This window comes from Actinomadura fulvescens (genome assembly GCF_039533225.1).
GTDB lineage: Bacteria > Actinomycetota > Actinomycetes > Streptosporangiales > Streptosporangiaceae > Spirillospora > Spirillospora fulvescens.
This window is the reverse complement of the sequence record NZ_BAAATD010000008.1, coordinates 224,884-243,688: the sequence shown is the minus strand read 5'-3', so window position 1 is coordinate 243,688 and position 18,805 is coordinate 224,884. Positions and strand designations below refer to the sequence as shown.

22 protein-coding genes are annotated in these 18,805 nt (G+C 69.8%); 6 read left to right on the top strand and 16 right to left on the bottom strand.

The window, feature by feature from the left end:
* The first annotated feature begins 190 nt into the window (after positions 1-190).
* Together eccCa and ABD333_RS28825 are read left to right on the top strand one after the other, a co-directional pair.
* Positions 191-4,150: a type VII secretion protein EccCa gene (gene eccCa, locus ABD333_RS28830; RefSeq protein ID WP_344545651.1), complete on the top strand. Its 3,960-nt coding sequence runs from the start codon at positions 191-193 to the stop codon at positions 4,148-4,150.
* A 41-nt stretch (positions 4,151-4,191) separates the two neighbouring features.
* On the top strand, positions 4,192-4,674 hold the full coding sequence (locus ABD333_RS28825) for a YbaB/EbfC family nucleoid-associated protein (RefSeq protein ID WP_344545650.1): 483 nt from the start codon (positions 4,192-4,194) through the stop codon (positions 4,672-4,674).
* Between the two features lie 56 nt (positions 4,675-4,730).
* Here ABD333_RS28825 and ABD333_RS28820 read toward each other — a convergent pair whose 3' ends face one another.
* The 8 genes from ABD333_RS28820 to ABD333_RS28785 form a co-directional block, all read right to left on the bottom strand.
* On the bottom strand, positions 4,731-5,942 hold the full coding sequence (locus tag ABD333_RS28820; protein WP_344545649.1) for a hypothetical protein: 1,212 nt from the start codon (positions 5,940-5,942) through the stop codon (positions 4,731-4,733).
* On the bottom strand, positions 5,942-6,235 hold the full coding sequence (locus tag ABD333_RS28815; protein WP_344545648.1) for a hypothetical protein: 294 nt from the start codon (positions 6,233-6,235) through the stop codon (positions 5,942-5,944). The genes ABD333_RS28820 and ABD333_RS28815 overlap by 1 nt, the downstream gene beginning before the upstream one ends.
* 161 nt (positions 6,236-6,396) lie before the next feature.
* Positions 6,397-7,014, bottom strand: a complete 618-nt coding sequence (locus ABD333_RS28810; protein ID WP_344545647.1) for a hypothetical protein — start codon at positions 7,012-7,014, stop codon at positions 6,397-6,399.
* Positions 7,015-7,016: 2 nt separating this feature from the next.
* Positions 7,017-7,631, bottom strand: coding sequence for a hypothetical protein (locus ABD333_RS28805; RefSeq protein WP_344545646.1), 615 nt, complete (start codon positions 7,629-7,631; stop codon positions 7,017-7,019).
* Positions 7,632-7,669: 38 nt separating this feature from the next.
* On the bottom strand, positions 7,670-7,954 hold the full coding sequence (locus tag ABD333_RS28800) for a hypothetical protein (RefSeq protein WP_344545645.1): 285 nt from the start codon (positions 7,952-7,954) through the stop codon (positions 7,670-7,672).
* 2 nt (positions 7,955-7,956) lie between these two features.
* Positions 7,957-8,652: a hypothetical protein gene (locus ABD333_RS28795; protein ID WP_344545644.1), complete on the bottom strand. Its 696-nt coding sequence runs from the start codon at positions 8,650-8,652 to the stop codon at positions 7,957-7,959.
* Positions 8,649-9,959, bottom strand: coding sequence for a hypothetical protein (locus ABD333_RS28790; protein WP_344545643.1), 1,311 nt, complete (start codon positions 9,957-9,959; stop codon positions 8,649-8,651). Before ABD333_RS28790 ends, ABD333_RS28795 begins: the two co-directional genes overlap by 4 nt.
* A 31-nt stretch (positions 9,960-9,990) precedes the next feature.
* Positions 9,991-10,356 carry a hypothetical protein gene (locus tag ABD333_RS28785; protein ID WP_410557557.1) on the bottom strand — a complete coding sequence of 122 codons (366 nt, stop codon included), beginning with the start codon at positions 10,354-10,356 and terminating at the stop codon, positions 9,991-9,993.
* A 201-nt stretch (positions 10,357-10,557) separates the two neighbouring features.
* On the opposite strand from ABD333_RS28785, the gene ABD333_RS28780 reads away from it, so the two are divergent.
* From ABD333_RS28780 to ABD333_RS28765, 4 genes are read left to right on the top strand one after another with little or no spacing between them, the layout of a single operon-like run.
* Positions 10,558-11,706: a S8 family serine peptidase gene (locus ABD333_RS28780; RefSeq protein ID WP_344545642.1), complete on the top strand. Its 1,149-nt coding sequence runs from the start codon at positions 10,558-10,560 to the stop codon at positions 11,704-11,706.
* 50 nt (positions 11,707-11,756) lie between these two features.
* Positions 11,757-12,386 carry a hypothetical protein gene (locus ABD333_RS28775; protein ID WP_344545641.1) on the top strand — a complete coding sequence of 210 codons (630 nt, stop codon included), beginning with the start codon at positions 11,757-11,759 and terminating at the stop codon, positions 12,384-12,386.
* Positions 12,383-12,988, top strand: coding sequence for a hypothetical protein (locus ABD333_RS28770; protein ID WP_344545640.1), 606 nt, complete (start codon positions 12,383-12,385; stop codon positions 12,986-12,988). Before ABD333_RS28775 ends, ABD333_RS28770 begins: the two co-directional genes overlap by 4 nt.
* Positions 12,985-13,713 (top strand): hypothetical protein, encoded by a 729-nt coding sequence (locus ABD333_RS28765; RefSeq protein WP_344545639.1) that lies wholly within the window; start codon positions 12,985-12,987, stop codon positions 13,711-13,713. The genes ABD333_RS28770 and ABD333_RS28765 overlap by 4 nt, the downstream gene beginning before the upstream one ends.
* Here the strand turns inward: ABD333_RS28765 and ABD333_RS28760 are convergent.
* From ABD333_RS28760 to ABD333_RS28730, 8 genes are all read right to left on the bottom strand, one after another.
* Positions 13,595-14,902, bottom strand: coding sequence for a hypothetical protein (locus ABD333_RS28760; RefSeq protein ID WP_344545638.1), 1,308 nt, complete (start codon positions 14,900-14,902; stop codon positions 13,595-13,597). The genes ABD333_RS28765 and ABD333_RS28760 overlap by 119 nt on opposite strands.
* 136 nt (positions 14,903-15,038) lie before the next feature.
* Entirely contained in the window at positions 15,039-15,347 is a 309-nt protein-coding gene (locus ABD333_RS28755) for a DUF1416 domain-containing protein (protein WP_344545637.1), read from the bottom strand.
* A gap of 58 nt (positions 15,348-15,405) precedes the next feature.
* Positions 15,406-16,245, bottom strand: coding sequence for a sulfurtransferase (locus ABD333_RS28750; protein ID WP_344545636.1), 840 nt, complete (start codon positions 16,243-16,245; stop codon positions 15,406-15,408).
* A complete protein-coding gene (locus ABD333_RS28745; protein ID WP_344545635.1) occupies positions 16,242-16,679 on the bottom strand; it encodes a DUF4395 domain-containing protein in 438 nt (145 codons plus the stop codon). The genes ABD333_RS28750 and ABD333_RS28745 overlap by 4 nt, the downstream gene beginning before the upstream one ends.
* A gap of 76 nt (positions 16,680-16,755) precedes the next feature.
* Positions 16,756-16,821 (bottom strand): putative leader peptide, encoded by a 66-nt coding sequence (locus tag ABD333_RS47615; protein ID WP_360610734.1) that lies wholly within the window; start codon positions 16,819-16,821, stop codon positions 16,756-16,758.
* 116 nt (positions 16,822-16,937) lie between these two features.
* Entirely contained in the window at positions 16,938-17,381 is a 444-nt protein-coding gene (locus ABD333_RS28740; protein ID WP_344545634.1) for a TlpA family protein disulfide reductase, read from the bottom strand.
* Between the two features lie 86 nt (positions 17,382-17,467).
* Positions 17,468-18,202: an anti-sigma factor family protein gene (locus ABD333_RS28735; protein WP_344545633.1), complete on the bottom strand. Its 735-nt coding sequence runs from the start codon at positions 18,200-18,202 to the stop codon at positions 17,468-17,470.
* Complete coding sequence (locus tag ABD333_RS28730) at positions 18,199-18,687, bottom strand: sigma-70 family RNA polymerase sigma factor (RefSeq protein ID WP_425546944.1); 489 nt, start codon at positions 18,685-18,687, stop codon at positions 18,199-18,201. Before ABD333_RS28730 ends, ABD333_RS28735 begins: the two co-directional genes overlap by 4 nt.
* Positions 18,688-18,805 lie beyond the last annotated feature (118 nt).

Below are 18,805 nucleotides of genomic sequence, written 5' to 3'. Positions count from 1 at the left end.
TCATGATCAGCCACGAAGGTGACGAATCGGGCTCTCACCGGTGAGTCCGGACCACTACCATTTGCTTGATTTGGTTGATGCGTGCGCAAGCAGGTGACCTGGAGACGCCGGCGTCGCGACCGTCCGGTCCCTGCCGGGCGGGAGGCGGGCAGGGCTCCCACTCCGGGTCCCCGGTGGAAGGAAACGAAGCGTGAGCACGGTTCTCGTCCGCCGTCGTGACCGGCGGAAACCCCCTGCGATGCCGCGGGGCGAGATTCTGCTGGAGTCTCCGCCCGAGCTCCCCGAGGTGGTCCCCCAGGGATTCTCGGCGGTCATGACGTACCTGCCCATGCTCGCGGGTTCGGGCGCCATGGTCTTCATGATGGTCGGCCGTGGCGGCGGCCCGCTGCAGTACGCGGCGGGCGGCATGTTCGCGATCTCCATGTTCGGCATGATGCTCGGGCAGGTCGGCCGGACCGGCGGCGAGCGGAAGGTCAAGCTCAACAACGAGCGCCGCGACTACCTGCGCTACCTGGGTCAGGTGCGGCGCAAGGTCCGGAACGCGGCGAAGCAGCAGCGCGAGGCCCTGGAGTGGGGCAGCCCCGACCCAGCGGGCCTGTGGTCGCTGGTGATGAGCGCCCGGCTCTGGGAGCGCCGCCCCTCCGACGACGACTTCGGGCAGGTCCGCCTCGGCACCGGCGCCCAGAAGCTGGCCGTGGAGCTGATCGCCCCCGAGACCAAGCCGGTCGAGGACCTGGAGCCGATGAGCGCCGGTGCGCTCCGCCGGTTCATGCGCACGCACGCCAACGTGCCCAACCTGCCGATCGCGGCCAACATCCGGTCGTTCGCGCGGATCATCCCGCAGGGCGACCCCGAGGCGGTCTACGGCATGGTCCGCGCCATGCTCATGCAGGTCGCGGCCTTCCACTCCCCCGACGACGTGCACATCTCGGTGTGCGCCTCGCGCGAGCGCATGCCCTGGTGGCAGTGGGTCAAGTGGCTTCCGCACACCCAGCACCCCACCGAGCACGACGCCGCCGGCCAGGTCCGGCTCATGAGCGAGACCATGACGACGCTGGAGGCGATGTTCGGCCAGTCGGTCAAGGACCGGCCGCGGTTCCAGCCCGGCCTCTCCGCCGACGACCTGCCCTACCACATCATCATCATGGACGGCGGCCAGGCCTCCTACGACTCCCAGCTCGCCGCCGACGCCATCGAGGGCGTCTGCATCATCGACCTGACCGGGTCCGCCGCCCAGGTGCACGAGTCGATCACCCTGCGGCTGGCCGTGCAGAAGGAGCGCATCGCCCGCCTCACCAAGGACCGCACCGGCAAGGACGTCGGCACCCGCCTCGGCAAGCCCGACTCGATGACGCTGCAGCAGGCCGAGGCGCTCGCCCGCCAGCTCGCCCCGCTGCGGGCCAGCGCCGCCCAGGGCGGCCTGGACGAGGACGCGCTGGCGTCCGCGACGACGATGACCTCGCTGCTCGGCATCGACAACCCGTTCACCGTCGACGTTCGGGAGGTCTGGCGTCCGCGCGCCCCGCGCAACCGGCTGCGCGTGCCCATCGGCATCGACCCCGACGGCCGGCCGATCTCCCTCGACATCAAGGAGTCGGCGCAGGGCGGCATGGGCCCGCACGGCCTGTGCATCGGGGCCACCGGTTCCGGTAAGTCCGAGCTGCTGCGCACGCTGGTGCTGGGGCTCGCCGTCACGCACTCCTCCGAAGAGCTCAACTTCGTGCTCGTCGACTTCAAGGGTGGCGCGACGTTCCTCGGCATGGACAACCTCAACCATGTCTCGGCCGTCATCACCAACCTCGAAGACGAGCTCCCTCTGGTCGACCGTATGTACGCGGCGCTGGAGGGCGAGATGGTGCGCCGCCAGGAATACCTGCGCGCCTCCGGCAACTACGCCTCGCTGCGTGACTACAACAAGGCGCGCGAGCAGGGCGCGGAGCTGCCGCCGATGCCGACGCTGTTCCTGGTGCTGGACGAGTTCTCCGAGCTCCTGAGCGCCAAGCCCGAGTTCGCCGACCTGTTCGTGATGATCGGCCGGTTGGGCCGGTCGCTCGGCGTGCACATCCTGCTGGCCTCGCAGCGCCTCGAAGAGGGCAAGCTGCGCGGCCTGGACACCCACCTGTCGTACCGCATCGGCCTGCGCACCTTCTCCGCGCAGGAGTCGCGCGTCGTCCTGGGCTCCCCGGACGCGTACGAGCTGCCCTCCGCACCCGGCCACGGCTACATGAAGTTCGGCACCGAGTCGATGACCCGGTTCCGCGCCGCGTACGTCTCCGGCCCGGCCACCGAAGACCTCGCTCCCGCCGCCAAGAAGGGGAACAAGCGCGTCGTCCGGCAGATCGTGCCGTACATCCCCGACTACATCCGGCCGCAGATCATCGAAGAGCCGGAGGAGGAGCAGCAGAGCAACGACAACGAGCCGACGGCCTCGCTGTTCGACGTGGTCGTCAAGCAGCTGGAGGGGCACGGCCCGCCCGCGCACGAGATCTGGCTGCCGCCGCTCGACGCGCCGCCGACGCTCGACGAGCTGCTGCCGACGCTGGCGGTGGTCCCGGGCCTCGGCCTGACCACGCAGAACGACGCGTGGCGCAACAAGCTGCACGCGATCGTCGGCATCATCGACCGGCCGTTCCACCAGCGCCGCGACCCGATGTACGTCGACCTGTCCGGCGCGTCGGGCAACGTCGGTATCGCCGGTGCCCCGCAGAGCGGAAAGTCGACCATGCTGCGCACGCTCATCGCCTCGCTGGCGATGTTGCACACGCCGCAGCAGATGCAGTTCTACTGCCTCGACTTCGGTGGTGGGACGCTCGCCGCGTTCGAGGACCTGCCGCACGTCGGCGGTGTCGCCAACCGGCTGGACACCGACCGGGTCCGCCGGACCGTCGCCGAGGTGACCTCGCTGCTCGAACGCCGCGAGCGCGAGTTCGCCGAGCGCGGCATCGACGGCATCGCCAGCTACCGCCGGATGCGCGACGCGGGCGAGATCCCGGGCGACGGCTACGGCGACGTGTTCCTCGTGGTGGACGGCTGGATGACGCTCCGCCAGGACTACGAGAACCTCGAACCCGTCATCACCGACCTGACCGCGCGCGGTCTCGGCTACGGCATCCACGTGGTCGCCACGGTCAACAAGTGGTCGGAGTTCCGCACCACGATCCGTGACCTGTTCGGCAGCAAGCTCGAACTGCGGATGGGCGACCCCTACGAGTCCGAGGTCGACCGCAAGCTCGCGGCCAACGTGCCGGAGGGGCGGCCGGGCCGCGGTCTGACGCGCGACAAGCTGCACTTCCTGTCGGCGCTGCCGCGGCTGGACGGCGAGCCGAACGGCGACAACATCGCCGACGGCGTCCGCAAGTTCGTCGGCGCCGTCGCCGGCAACTGGCAGGGCCCCGGAGCGCCGAAGGTCCGGATGCTGCCGGCCGTGCTGCCCGTCAGCCAGCTGCCCGCGGCGGCCGAGAGCGGCAACCGCATCCCGTTCGCCATCGACGAGGACTCGCTGTCGCCGGTCTACCTGGACTTCTCGCAGGAGTCGCACTTCCTCGTCATCGGCGACACCGAGAGCGGCAAGTCCAACATGCTCAAGACGATCGTCCAGGGCATCGTCGACCGGTACACGCCGGAGCAGGCCCGGATGATCTTCCTGGACTACCGCCGGTCGTTGCTGGACCACGCCAACACCGAGCACCGCATCGGGTACGCCGCGTCCTCGACCGCCGCGGCGTCGCTGGTCAAGGACATCGTCGGCGCCCTCAAGAACCGGCTCCCACCGGCCGACCTCACCCCCGACCAGCTCCGGGACCGGTCGTGGTGGAGCGGCCCGGACCTCTACCTGGTCATCGACGACTACGACCTGGTGGCCACGTCCAACAACCCGGTCACCCAGCTCGCCGAGCTGCTCCCGCAGGCGCGCGACATCGGCCTGCATGTGATCGTGTCCCGCGCGTTCGGCGGTGCCGGCCGTGGCATGTACGACCCGATCATGCAGCGCATCAAGGAGATGGGCTCGCCGGGCCTGCTCATGTCCGGCAACAAGGACGAGGGCGTGGTCCTCGGCAACATCAAGGCCCACGCGCTGCCGCCGGGCCGCGGCTACTTCATCGACCGCCGCGGCGGCACCCGCCTCGTGCAGACCGTCCACCAAGAGTGATCCGACATCTTCCGCACGCTCCCCTAGAAAGGTTTGGTCAGATGGCCGATTTCAGCCTCGGCAACGGCTTCGAGCAGTTCCAGCGCGACATGGAACAGAACATGGGCGACTTCACCAAGATGAAGGAGCGCATCGACGCGGCCGTGGGCAAGGGCGAGGCGGCCGACGGCCGGATCCAGGCGGAGTTCACGGCCAAGGGCGGTCTCACCCGCCTGGACATCGACCCGCGCGCGATGCGGCTGCCGTCGTTCGAGCTGACCGAGCAGATCAAGGCCGCCGTCAACGCCGCCTCCGCCGACTTCCAGACCAAGGTCCGGGAGGCCAGCGAGTCGATGTTCACGATGTCGGACGACCCGCAGAAGGCCATGGACCCCTCCGCGGCCCTCGCCTCCCTCGACAAGATCGCCAACGGTTTCGCCGGCCAGATGAAGGATCTGGCCCGCGAGCTCGGCCTCCAGCAGCAGCGCGCCAAGGAGGCCATGGACAACTACCGGGGTCCCGGCCACCCCGGCAACTACAGCTGACCCACGCGACGAAGGCCCCGGAACGCGCGTTCCGGGGCCTTTCGGTTTGTCAGGGTTCAGTTGCCGTCGCTGTCCCAGGGCGGCGTCTCGTCCTTCTTGCCGCCCTGCCACTTGCCCTGGCCGCCCCAGGTCGTCCCTTCGCCCTTGCCCTTCCAGTCACCGTCGTCGTTGATCTGGCCTTCCACGTTTCCCTTGCTCCCCGTGGGCGCGTGCTCGGCGCCGGCCTTGCCGCCGGCGTAGAAGTCCCCGCCGCTGCCGTCCTCGTCCCGCTCCCAGCCGATCTTTCCGCCGAACGTGCCCTGTCCTCCGGCGGCCCCCGCCGCACCCGGCAGGTTGCGTTTCTGGTTGTACTCGCCCTCGATCCCCTGGAAGCCCTGGTCTCCGTACTTGCCACGGATGCCGACCTCGTGCTCGGGAGTGGCGGGCCCCGTCTGGAACTTCGCCCCGGCACCGACGTTCCAGGTGTTGTCGATCCCCCGGTCGGCGTCCAGGTCGATCTCCTTCAGCGGGCTGCCCTTGTGCCCAGTCGGGAGGTAACCCGAGGGGTCGAACCGGTTGATCCAGGCGAGACCCGCGTTCGCCGCGTTCTGGGTCAGGTTGGCCGCCGCGCCCGCCGCGCCGGTGGCCTGCGCCTTCATGAAGTCGCCCAGCGCCTTCTCGTTGCCGCGTGACCTCTCCGCGAGGGCGCTGACGAGGGTGCCCCCGCCGATGACCGCTGCCGCGATGCTGCCACCGGCGGCGAGGATGCCGGTCGCGACATGGGTCACGGTGGCGGCGGTCCCGGCGGTGGCCAGCATGCCCGCATAGGCCGGTGCGGAGACCACCCCGGCGAGTGCGGCCGCCGCCGCGATCGCGAGGCCGTCCAGAAAGACCGCCATGCCCATGGCGAAGACCGCGTACACCATGAGCGCGTAGGCGAGCGCCGTCAAGGTGATGCCCGCCGCCTGGCAGTACGTCTCGAGAACGTCGATCTGCGAGGCCCATTCCTGGACCTTCTTCTCGTAGGCGGGTCGGTCGGTGGACGACCACGCCTGCTTCGGCACTCCCGCGGCGAGCTGCTTGATCTTGGTGCTGGCCTCCTGCAGTTCCTGTGCCGCCTTGCGCCACGTCTGGCCGGCCGAGTCCAGGTTGGCGGGCTTGCCGGAGCTCAGCTTGAACTCAAAGGAGATGATCAGGGCCGGGGGGAGCACCAGACCCGCCACCGCGGCCATGGGAACGGCCGCGGTCATCAGGCTCTCCGCGGCGCCCAGCGCGCTGAACTCGCCCATCAGATCTTGTTGTTCTGCTCGGCCGCGGCATACCTCTTGGCCGTGGCGTTCACGTTCGTGACGAAGTCCTCAAGCATGCCCAGGTGGGTCTTCAGGTCCTCGAAGGCGAACTGGATCCCGCCCGGGTAGGCCATGGCGGCCATCGTGCACGTGATGCTGAAGTCACCGCCTTCGAGGTTGAAGACGCCGTCCTTGCCGAGTTCGTCCCCGGCCTTCTTGACGTGCGTCTTGACGTCGGTCTCCAGGTCCTTGGCGTGATCGGCGATCACTTTCGTGTTGATCTCAAGGGTCATGAAGAGGGTCCTTCCGGAGCTTCATCAGCACAGGTCGGCAGGGAGCGACAGGGCCGGAGATGCCTGCTTTGGAACTGTGGTCCGGAAGCATAGGGGCAAGGCGTCTCCAAGTCGTCCCTTCCGCCTCGTTGGTGCCGTCTCTGGTGTGCCGGCCCGGCGCGTCACCTCGGTATGACGATCTCCAGGCCGAGCATCGAGGCGAGGGTCAAGGTCCGGGCCGGCTCGGCGAGTGGCCTGGTCAGGCTTATCGAGTGACGGCGCCGGCGATCGCCGTGCGGGGACCGGTCCGTACGGAAGCGCCCGATCTCGTCGCCCTCGGCGCCGGTCAGCGTGCCTTCGCCGAACGGCTGCTCCATCGGTGGAGGCCTCATGACCACGATCGTCGCCCCGCCCTCGTCCCGCAGCAGATAACGGAACTGCTGACGACCGGAGCGCAACCTGAACATGCCCTTCAGGCCTCCTTCACTCTTGGCGACGATCGAGCCCAGCCGCTGGCCGTTCGCAGCCACGACGGACGGATCGTTGTAGCTCGCCGTGCTGCGCCAATGCTCGACATAGAAATAGGGAGCGCCATCAGGCCCGGCCACGCACAGAAGCGTTCGCGGAGAGTCCGGTTGAGCCGCGTGCGGATTCGCATAGGGCAGTCCCGCTGAATCGTTAGGGCGGGGCGCCACCGGAGCAGCCTTGGCGAGGACTTCGCCGTCGTTATGGAAGACGAACTCCAACGGGCGGTCGGGTTCGTCGATGGTCCAGGTGAGGGCCTCGTAGAGGTGCGCCATGCTCAGCTCCTCGTCAGGTCGTAGGCGAGCGGGGCGGCGATGACGAGCGTGCGGAGGGGCTCGTCGAGCTGGAACATCACTTGGAGGTCGTAGCGGTCCTTGAACGTGGCGGCGTGGACGTCGACATGGGCGACGCGCCGGCCTCCGAGGTCGGTGAAGTCGCAGGCGACCGGCGCCCACGCCTGGTATTCACCGCCGCCGAGTCTCAATGTCCAGGCGATCTCGCACACCGGGCGGTCATGCGCGTCGACGAGACGGTGGGTCATGGTGGGCACCTGGCCGGTCAGGCGCGCGGCGGCGATCTGGTGCGCCTCGGCGGCCGGTTGGTGATCGTATCGGCCGATGAGGGTTCCGTCGGGAGCGACGATGGCGACCGGCGCACCGGTCTGGTGGTCGACGTAGAAGAGCGGCGCTCCACCCGCTCCGCTGACCTGGACGACGACGCGGGCGTTCCCGAGGCCCGAGCCGAGCAGCGCACGCAGGCCCTTGCGCGGTTTGGGGCCGGACACCTGCCCGGCCACGGCGACGACCTGGTCGTTCGCGTCGGCGATCTGGTACTCCAGCTGCGACGACCGCTGCTCGATCTTCAGGACGGGGGAACCGTACAGATCGGTCATGACACGTCACCCTACGGGCGGTCAGGCGTGGACGAGGGTCAGATCAGCATGCCGATCAGGGCGGCGACGCCGATGAGCAGGAGGATGCCGAAGAAGACGCCCAGGAGGACGAATTTCTGCCTGAGCTTGCCCTGGGCGTGGGCGGTGTGTCCTGGCAGGTCGCCGCGCACCAGATCCATCGGTGTGACGCGCTGGACGGGCCGGCCTGCCTGAGCCGCGGCCTGCTGCTCGCGTCGCTGAACCTGTTGGTCGTACTGGGCGTGGACGTTGTCGGTGAAGCCGGGGTAGGGCTCCTGGGGCGGGGTGCCGGGTGGGGTGCCCATGGTCACTCCGAGCTGCGCAGCAGGTCGAGCGCGATCGGGGCCGCGAGGATCAGGGTCCGCAGCGGCTCGGGAAGCCGGTAGTTGATCTGCAGGTCGTACCGGTCCTTGTTCGACCACGTCGGCGTGTGGCTGTCGAGCCGGGCCAGCGCCGTCCTGTCCCGGTCGTAGAACGTGCAGAACCGGCCGCCCATGGGCCGTTCGAGATCTTCGTAGATGAAGCGGGTCTGGACGGCGCCGTACGTGGTCTCCTCCCAGACCACGTCACAGATCAGCTGCCCGTTCGCGTCGAAGATCCGGTGCGCGTCGGTGTAGGTGCCGCCACCGCCCGGCAGGCCGCTGCGTCCCTCCTGGAGGCTGCTCGCCATGACCTGGAGGTTGAACTCGAACCGGCCGACCAGCGTGCCGTCCGGTGCGACGACGGCGCACGGCGGGCCCTGGAAGTCCGTCGGGTCGTTCGACTCCGCCGCCCGGTCGGCGAAGAAGAGCGGCGCGCCGTCCGGGCCCTCGACCCGTACGACCGCGCGGGCCAGGGCCTGCGGGCCCTCGAAGTTGCGTCGCAGCCAGCTCTTCTTGGGTTGCTCGCCCATCACCCGGGTGCCGCGGCCGAGCAGTCCGCCCTCCGGGTCGGTGATGACGTAGCCGTTCTCGTCCTCCGGCTGCTCGACCCGCAGGGCGGGCGAGTTGTAGAGGTCTGTCATTGCACTTCCCAAGGCGGCTGGAAGTCGCCCTTGGTGTCGTTCACGTTCCAGCCCTGACCGGACACCTCACCGGAACCCTGGGCGACCTGGGCCCCACCGGGAGCGTACTGGCCGTTGGCCTTGCCGCCCCACTCTCCGGTGTCGGCGTTGACGTTGCCCTCGACGCCGCCCTTGACGCTGCCCGTGGGATCTTCGACGCTCACGCCGCCCTTGACCTTGTCGTGGCCCTTGTCGTCGTGCTCGTATCCGGCGCTGCCGCCGACGCCCACCTTGTTCTGGCCCTGGCCTTCGACTTTCCAGGTCGGCTTGCCTTCCTTGTCCTGCTCGTAGCCGCCCTTGACCTCGCCGGAGTTGCCGAGCGGCCCCTCGTACTTGTACTCGCCGCCGACGCCCCAGGCCTGGCCGTCGCCCTTCTTGCCGTTGACGCCGACCTCATGCGTGCCGCCGGCGCCGGTCTCGATGGTCGCGCCCGCGCCGACGTTCCAGGTCTTGTCGAAGCTGCGGTCGGCGTCGAAGTCGACCTCCTGCAGCGGTGTGCCCTTCATGCCCGCCGGAAGCTTCTTGCCCTTCGGCACGAGCGCGTCCTGGTAGCGGTTGACGAACGACAGGCCCGCGTTCGCGGCGTTCTGGGCGAGGTTGGCCGCGGCGCCCGCCGCGCCGGTCGCCTGCGCCTGGAAGAAGTCGCCGAGGGCCTGGTCGTTGCCGCGGCCCTTCTCGGTGAGGGCGGTGAGCAGCGCGCCGCCGGCCAGGACGGCGGCGACGATCTGCCCGCACATCGCGAGGATGGCGGTGGCGACGTGGGTGACGGTGAGGCAGGTGGCGGCCATGGCCTGCATGCCGGCGATGGCCGGGGAGCCGACGACCGACGCGGCCGCCGCGATCACCGCGACCGCGAGGCCCGCCAGGAACGTTCCCATGGCGATCGCGAAGATGGCGTAGGTGAAGAGCGCGTAGGCCACCGTCGTCAGCGCGATGCCGACGGCCTGGCAGTAGGCCTCCAGTGCCTCCAGCTGGGAGCAGAACTCCTGGATCTTCGCCTCGTACTGCGGCCGGGCGGTGTCGGTCCAGGCGTCCGCCGCGATGGCCTGCACGCTCTGCGGCAGCTCGGAGATCAGCTTCTGGATCGCCGCCGAGGCGTCGCGCCAGGCCTGGCCCGCGACGTCCAGCGCGGGCGCGTCCCCGGTGGAGATCTTGAACTCGAACGTGATCAGCGCGGCCGGCGGGAGCACGAACGCCGCCGTCCCCGCCTCGGTGGTGGCCGTGTCCATCATGGTCTCGACGGCTCCGAGCGCTCTCCCGGCTCCCATGGCTTCAGTCTCCTCCGTGCTGTGGTCCGGGTCAGACGACCTTGCTGCCGTCTTCGGCGCCCTGGTAGTTCTTCGCCGTCGTCTCGATGTTGGCGGCGTAGCCGCCCAGCATCTCGATGTGGGTCTTGAGGTCCTCGAAGAGGAACTGGATGGCGCCCGGGTAGGTCACCGACGCCATCGTGCACGTGACGCTGAACGCGCCGCCTTCGAGATTGAAGACGCCGTCCTTGCTCATGTCCTCGCCGATCTTCTCCAGCGCGGGGACGAACGTCTCCTTCAGATCCTTGCCGTGCTGCGCGATCCGCTGCGAGTCGATCTGTAGTTCGCCGCCCACCCCGTACCCCTCACTGCGTCCGTGCGCCGACCGCGTCCCCGGGCCGCGGAAGATCACTTCCAATGCACCAGGCAGGATATGGCATGGCGTGCCGATCCTTCACGAGAGTGATCAAATGTTCACGCGCCTGCCGAATACGTCTCTTCCGGGGCCTACACCGCGATTCACGGCCCCGATCCCTTAGAGTCTTCTGGGATCGACAGGGTTCTGATGCGGAGGCTGGACATGAGGTGGACGGCGGTCCCGGCCGTGGCCGTGTGTCTTATGTCACAACTGGCCATGCCGGCGGCGGCGCAGGCGGCGCCCGAACGGTGCGAGCCCGAACGCGGCAACCTGCCGAAGAACCAGATCACTCAGGAGCCCTGGCCGCAGGACCGGATGCCCATCGCGCAGGCGCATGAGCACGCCACCGGCCGCGGCGTCCGGGTGGCCGTGATCGACAGCGGCGCCGACGCCAGGAACCCCCAGCTCAAGTTCGCCCCGACCATCGATGTCACCAAGACCGGCAAGGCCGACTGCGTGGGGCACGGCACCGAGGTCGCCGCCATCATCGGCGCCAAGAAGGGCCACAGCCTCTTCGTCGGCGTCGCGCCCGACGCCACGATCATCCCGATCAAGTACGCGGCGAGCGCGACCAAGAACGAGGACGGCCTCCTCATCAAGGGCGTCCGGGCGGCGATCAACGCCCGCGCCGACATCATCAACATCTCGTCCGAGACCCACGGCAACAATCCGCAGTTGCGGGCCGTCATCAACGAGGCGCTGTCGCGCGACATCGTGGTCGTCGCCGCGGCGGGCAACATCGACCCCGAGCGCAAGGGCCGCCCGACGCCCGCGTTCCCGGCCCAGTACCCCGGCGTCATCTCCGTCGGCGCGTTCGGCCAGGACGGCCAGGTCACCCAGTTCTCCAACGCGCAGACCCGCGTCTCGGTCATCGCCCCCGGCAAGGACATCATCACCATCGCGCCCGACGGCGGCTACATCGTCAAAGGCGAGGGGACGAGCTTCGCCGCGCCGTTCGTCGCCGGGGTCGCGGCCCTGGTCAAGCAGGCCCATCCGAAGCTGACCGCCGCGCAGATCAAGAGGCGCATCGAGGAGACCGCCCTGGGCAACAAGGGCCCGGGCAGCGGCGCGGGGCAGATCAATCCGCTGGCGGCCGTCACCGATGTCGTCGATGTGAACGCGCCCGCCGCCCCGCTCCAGGAGCCGGGCTCGCTGACCCTGCCGAGGCGCGAGAAGGTCGACCCGGTCACCCGCAACGTCGCGCTCGGCATCGGCGGCGGCGCCCTCGCGCTGGCGGGACTGGTCGTGGCCGCCGGCATGGTGATCCCCGCGGGCCGCCGCCGCGGCTGGAAGCCGGGCCGCGCCGACTTCTCCGGCGAGGCTCCCACCCCCACGCGCCGCGTCCGCTGACCCGCTCACCGTGGCACCGGTGTCGCCGGCAGGCGTTACCATCTGGCGGCATGCAGCCCTCTCCTCCGGTTGCGCCGCTCCCCCCGGCTTCCGAACAGGCTGCCGACGAACCCGCGCGGCGGCGCTTCGTGGTGCCCGCGGCCGTGGCCGGGGCGGTCTCCCTGCTGCTTCCCGCGTTGTGGCTGACCGGCGGGCTCGACCGCACGCCGCAGCAGCCGGAGCGGGCGGCGGGTGAGGCGGTGAACGCGGGCAAGTTCACCGTCACGGTGCGGGAGGCACGCGTCGAGACGGCGAAGACCATCTTCGACACGAAGCCGGAACGGTACGTCGTGGTGCGCGTCCGCGTGGCCAACAACGACAAGTCGACCGCCTCGCTGGGAGCGGGCGGTCTCAAGGAGGGTCTCGCGGCCCGGACCAAGACCGGCAAGTGGCTTCCTCCGGACGACGTCGACGGGACCGCGTCCGGCGGCAAGATTGGCGCCATCGAGCCGGGGCTGCCCGTCGAGGCGTCGGCCAAGTGGCGGATGGGGCCGGCCGACTCGCCCACGCGGTTCACCGTGGGAGTGCTCAACTGGGAGTACGGCACCGGCTTCACCGACAACGAGTACAAGTGGCGCGTGGTCGACAAGGCGGAAGACCGGCTCGCGGGCCTCGTGACGCTCCCGGTGGCGGGGCCATGAGGGCGCAGGCCGTGCTCGTCCGGGGCGGCGCCGGAGTGGTCGGCTGCGCGTTGCTCGCGGCGGCCATGTGGTTCCACTCGCTGAAGCCCAGGCTGGAGGCGGACGTGCTCGATCCGATCCGCGCCTCCGGCAAGGTCGGGAAGGTGATCTCCAACCCCGACTTCAAGCTCCAGATCGAACGGGTGGTCGTGGCCCGTTCGCTCAAGCAGGGCATCTCCAGCAGCACCCAGGCACCGGTCGGCACCGAGGGCGTCTTCGTCGTGGTGTCGGGCCGCGCGATGAGCCAGAAGGAACCGCTGAGCCTCAACACGGCGATCCTGGAGACCCGCGACGGCTATACGTACAAGAAGGCACAGCGTCCCGGCGTCTACGGCGGTCTCGGCCCGTCGGACTTCCCGCCGCTGCTCTGGAACAAGCTCGACTTCTACTTCGAGATACCGAAGGACCGCCTGGCCGGGGCCCGCGTCGTGGTCGGCCGGAGCGGCCTGTTCCTCGCCCCGGACGCCGCGACCGAGGTCGACCTCGGCATCAGCGGGGCACGGGCGGAGGAGATGATCCGCGGCGCCGCCCAGAACTATGACCTCTCGGGGAGACGCTCATGACCTCGCAGCCTCCCTGGCCGTCTGAGCCACCGCCGCCCGGCAGGCATCGCCAGCCGGGGAATGCCCCACCCCAAGGCGGGCACTACGGAGCACGGACCGGCGCGCACAGGGCGCCACAGCCGCAGGACTGGCGAACGGAGCGAGATCCGTACGAGGAGACCAGGCCCGATCCTCGGCAGGACGAGGGCGACCAGGGTGAGCAGACCTCGCCACGGCGGGAGTGGCTGCGCGGCGGCGAGCGGCGGTTCATCGAGGTGATCGTGCTGGTCTGCCTGGCCTCGCTGCTGCTCAGCCTCCGGTGGGTGGAGTCGCAGGACACCGTCCGCAAGGCGTTCGAGCCCCCCGACAAGGTGACCTCTGTGGCCGGCGGGGGCTCGGGGGTGCTGGCCGACATCGAGTGGCGCGTGACGAACCGGACGGTGGGGCAGGCGCTCGGCGGGAAGGACCCCGAGGTCGCCGAGCTGCGGCTGACGCTGATAGCACGGCCGCTGGGCCCCGCCGGAATGAAGACGATCAAGGGTTTCGGGATCGGCTACCGGCTCCGTGACCCCGACGACCGCGTGTGGGACGCGGCGGGCATGGCGCGGCCGAACGCGCCGTACCAGATCACCGTCCGGGCGACGGTGCCCCGCTCCAAGGCGGGCTCGCTGTCACTTGAGGTACAGGCTCCGCGAGATCTGAAGCAGCGGGGGGCGCCCCGGCCTTTGCTGCGGTTTGCACCATGACCCTGGTCACGACGAGGTTGAACGCGGCGGCCAGCAGGCAGATCCGCAGCACCTCGAAGACGAGGCCGGCACCGAATCCGACGAACGGAAGGGTCACCGCCCACCAGGCCGCGTCGTGGGGTCCCAGCAGCTCATAGATCGCCCGCCGGGTCATGACCTCCACCACGTTCAGGCCCGTGAACATCGCGGCGAACGTCGCGAACGGGACCAGGCCGGACCGCCTGACCAGCCGGAGCCCGTACCACGCGGGCAGCCACATCTCGCGGAAACCGCGGGTGACCAGCTCGCGGAAACTGTTGGTGCGCTCCAGGCCGCTGGCCCGCGCCAGCCGCCGGGCGGCCCGGCTGCGGCCGAGCACGACCTGCTCGTCGGACGCGTCCAGGCCGAGGATCACACCGGCGATCACGAGCCAGATCAGGCCGCCCAGCACCGCGTGCTTGAACGACGGCCACAACGCCAGGACGTCGCCGGCGACCTCGTTGATCCATCGCCAGACCTCGCGCTGGGTGATCCAGTCGCCGACCTTGCCGCGCAGGTGCTCGATCGTGAACAGCGCCGCCAGCGCGAAGTTGATCTCGATGAACGCCAGGAGCACACCCGACACCCGCCGCAGCCGGTCCCGTAGCAGCCACTCACCAAGGATCTTGAGCACGATGAAGCCGACCGTGAGCCCGATCGCCAGCTCCATGTGCTCGCCCACCTCGATGGCGAGCCCGAGGCCCTTGGTGGCACCCTGGACGCCGCCCTCGGCGAAGCCGCGGCTCACCGCCGCCTCGGCGAAGTCGAGGGCGTCGTCGCGCATCATCCCCCACGCGAGATAGAAGATCACGAACGGCAGGACGGCGCGGTTGAGGGCGTCGATCGCCGACTCGTCGTTGCCGACCGCCCAGGAGGTCAGGTCGCCGCCGGCCTCGCGGGCGTGCACCACGTCCAGGCCCTCGCGCACGCAGTGCACCATCGCCACGGTGATGGCGAGGCTGAGCATCACCAGCACGCCGATGGTGAGCAGGGGCGTGACCGTCGCGACGACGCCCTTCATCTGCCCGGCCTTGTATCCGCCGTACATCGCCCCGTACCGCAGCAGCTCGCCGACGGTGAACCACATGGCGAGCGGCAGCGCGAAGCGTGCCGCGAGCTTGAGCGTGGCCCACGGCAGGACGAGCGGAGAGCGCGCCGACAGTTCGAACATTCCGGAGATGGTACCGAGCAGCCGCGACAAGGGGACGAACAACCATGAACACGACGAACCCCGCCGCCCGCGGGACGCGGGGAACGGGGTTCGGCGATGGACCTGACGACCCGCCGGACGGGCCGGCCGGATCGGCTCAGATGGCGACCTCAAGCGCGGCGACCTCGCCGACCTTGGCGGTGACGGTGTTGTCCACGCTCACGCCGCCGGCGGCGAGCACGCGGACGGTCCAGTCGCCGTCGGCGGCGAAGAACCGGAACACGCCCTCGTCGCCGGTGACGACCTCGGCGGTGAACTCACCGGTCGAGTCGAGCAGCCGGGCGTAGGCGCTGGACACCGGGGCACCGTCGCGGGTGACCGTGCCCTGGATGACGGCTTCGTTGTTGAGGTCGACGGTCGCCGGAAGGTGCGCCGTCTGCGCGGGCGCTGCGCAGCCCTGGGTCATTTCTCCTCCTTCTCCGCCGCGAGGCGGGGTGATCGACTCCGCTGGGAGACGGACTGCCTTACCGGGCCTCGCCGAGCTCGATCGGGACGCCGACCAGCGAGCCGTACTCGGTCCACGAGCCGTCGTAGTTCTTCACGTCCTCAAGCCCGAGGAGCTCACGCAGCGCGAACCACGTGTGCGACGACCGCTCGCCGATGCGGCAGTAGGCGATGGTCGACTTGCTCAGGTCGACGCCGGCCTCGCCGTAGATCTGGCGCAGCTCGTCGTCGGACTTGAACGTGCCGTCGTCGTTGGCCGCCTTGGACCACGGGATGCTGCGCGCGGTCGGCACGTGGCCGGCCCGCTGCGCCTGCTCCTGCGGCAGGTGGGCGGGGGCGAGCAGCTTGCCGCTGAACTCGTCGGGGGAACGCACGTCGATGAGGTTCTTGGTGCCGATGGCGTCGACGACCTCGTCGCGGAAGGCCCGGATGGACAGGTCCTGGTCCTTGGCCTTGTAGTCGGTGGCCGGCCGGCTCGGCACGTCGGTGACCAGCTCGCGGGAGTCGAGCTCCCACTTCTTGCGGCCGCCGTCGAGCAGCTTGACCTGGTCGTGGCCGTAGAGCTTGAAGTACCAGTACGCGTAGGCCGCGAACCAGTTGTTGTTACCGCCGTAGAGGATCACCAGGTCGTCGTTGGCGATGCCCTTGGCCGACAGCAGCTGCTCGAACCCGGTCTTGTCGACGAAGTCGCGGCGGACCGGGTCCTGCAGCTCGGTCTTCCAGTCGATCTTCACGGCGCCACGGATGTGGCCCTTGTCGTACGCGGAGACGTCCTCGTCGACCTCGACGAGGACAAGGCCGGGGGCGTCCAGGTTGGACTCGACCCATTCGGCGTCCACCAGGACATCGGAGCGGCTCATGCGGGAACCTCCCAGTCGGAATGCTTCTTCGGAGAAATGCGGCGGATCAGCAGATACATCTCGCAGCCGAGGCAGAACCCGAACGCCGCGTTCAGGAACGCCGCCCCCAGCGCGAAGGCGGTGGCACCGATGCCGAGCCATTCGATCCCCAAGGCGTAACCGACCGTTCCCACCAGGGCGAAGACCAGCCCGACCCCCTGGGCGAACCGGGGCGGGGCGGCGTCTTCGGTGTCCTTGGGCGGGGCGAGGCGGGGCCGGATCAGCAGTTTGAAGATCATCCCGTACGGGGCGTACCGCAGGCCGAAGAAGGTGCCGAGTGCGAACACCAGCGCCTGGCAGGCCAGCATCACCCAGCTCCCCTGCACCAGGACACCGATCAGGACGACGGTCGTGACGGCCGCGGCGAAGCGCTGCCCTCTCGGGTCAACCTGCATCGGGATGCTCCTGTGCGGAGGAAAGTGCGTACGAGCAAGATCAGAAATGCTCAGGGGCTAAAACGGGCTCGATGCCTCAGGCCATGCGACAGAGCGAAGCGGCCAGGCGGCAGAAATCGACCGCGCGGCGCTTCGTGAGCATCTGCTCTGTCCAGTAACGCACGGGTCGATGGTAAGCCGACTACCGCGGGGCTGTCACATCTGTCTCGGCTTTCGAGACACCGGTGCCGCTTTTCGCGCAGGTCACCGGGCCGCCGTTCACTGGCCGATCGCCTCGCCCAGAGCCGCGATCACATCGGCCTTCCGCGGCTGTCCAGCGGCTCTGCGCACGACCCGCCCCGCGCCGTCCAGCACGAGGACGGTCGGGGTACGGATCACATTCAGGCGGCGGACGAGGTCGAGATGCCGCTCGGCGTCGATCTCGACATGTGAGACACCGTCCACCAGCTCGGCCACCTCGCCGAGGACGCGCCGGGTCGCACGGCAGGGCGCGCAGAACGCGCTGGAGAACTGCACGAGGGTGGCGCGCTCCCCGAGTTCCCCGCCACCGAGATCGGCGGCGCTCAGCCGCTCGTCCGCTCCGTTCACGCCACGCGCTCCAGCCGCCCGTTCCCGGCGCAGCACGCCGTCACGGCGCCGCCGGACGACCCCGAAGACCGTGGCCGCCGCCAGTACCGCGATCGCGACGAGTGCACCCTCCATCGTTCAATGAAAGTACCCCGGCCGGCGAAAGATTCCCCGCCGCCCTGACCCACTCGGCTCGGGCGGCAGGACGCGGCATGACGCGGTCAGGCGGGGATCGTGAGGAGCGGCTGGCCGTCCACGGTGACGACCTCGAACGAGTACAGCTGGTCCCGCTGGAACATCGTGGAGCCGTGGTAGGCGCCATAACCCCGGCGGTACGCGACGTGCCAGCTGCCGAGCGCGTCACGGCGGCCGTCCTTGGCGACGGCGACCAGGCGGCAGCTCGCCCCGTACGGCGCCCCGCGCAGGTAGAGCTCCACGCTGGTGCCCCATCGCTTCTTGATCAGCATCACGTGCGCGCTGAGCTTTCGGTCCGGCGAGCTGGCGGTGATCTCCTCCGCCTTCGGGGGCTTGGTCGGCGGTGGGGGCGGTGGCGTGACCGTCCGTTCCGCCGTGGGCCGCCGCGACCCGCCGTCCGGCCCGCCGGCCAGCTGTACGCCGATCAGCGTCCCGGCCGCCAGCAGCACCGCGGCGGCGGCAGCGAGCGGCACCCAGCGCGTCACTCCCCCGCCGAACAGCCGGCCCCACGTGCCTTTCCGCTCCGCCGCCGCCCGCGCGAGCAGGCCGTCGAGGAGCTCTTCCGGAGGACCCGCGACCTGGGCGATCTGCGCCTCGTTCACCCGGCCGAGCAGCGCAGGCAGCCCGGCCAGCCCGGCCAGCTCGTCCCGGCACGACGGGCACGACTCCAGATGGGCCTCCAGCCGGCCGCGTTCGGCGGGATCGATCGCGCCGATGACGTACACCCCGAGCGCCGCCCGCAGCTCACCGCACCCCGTCATGGCGCCAACCCCCGCTCCTCCAATGCGAGTTTCAGCGCCCGCAGCGCGTAGTAGGTCCGCGACTTGACCGTGCCGGGCGGGATGCCGAGCGCCTTGGCCGTCTCCGCCACCGAACGGCCCCGGTAGTAGGTCTCCACCAGCACCGCCCGATGCGGCGCGCTGAGATCGGCCAGCGCCTCGGCGACCGTCCACGACTCCAGCGCCCGGTCGATGTCGTCCACCCCGGCGGTCTGCGTGATCTGGTCGTCGATGCCGGTCTCGGGCGGCCGTGCCCGCCGTGCCCGGTGCGCGTCGACCACGAGGTTGCGGGCCACCGTGAACAACCACGGCCGCACCGGGCGCCCGGACAGGGCCTCGGGATGTCGCCAGGCGCGCAGCAGCGTCTCCTGGACGACGTCCTCGGCCTGCGGCTTGTCGCCCCCGGTCAACCTCAGGACGTAACCGAGGAGAGGACCGCCGTGCTCGCTGTACAGGGCGCGCAGCAACCCTTCATCCGCGGTTGGACCCACACCACAGACACGTACGCCGATCGCGCCGGGTTCACAAGCGCTCGGTCTTTTTCCCTGTTGTGCGGCGAATTTCCCCGTGGCGCCGCGAAACGCC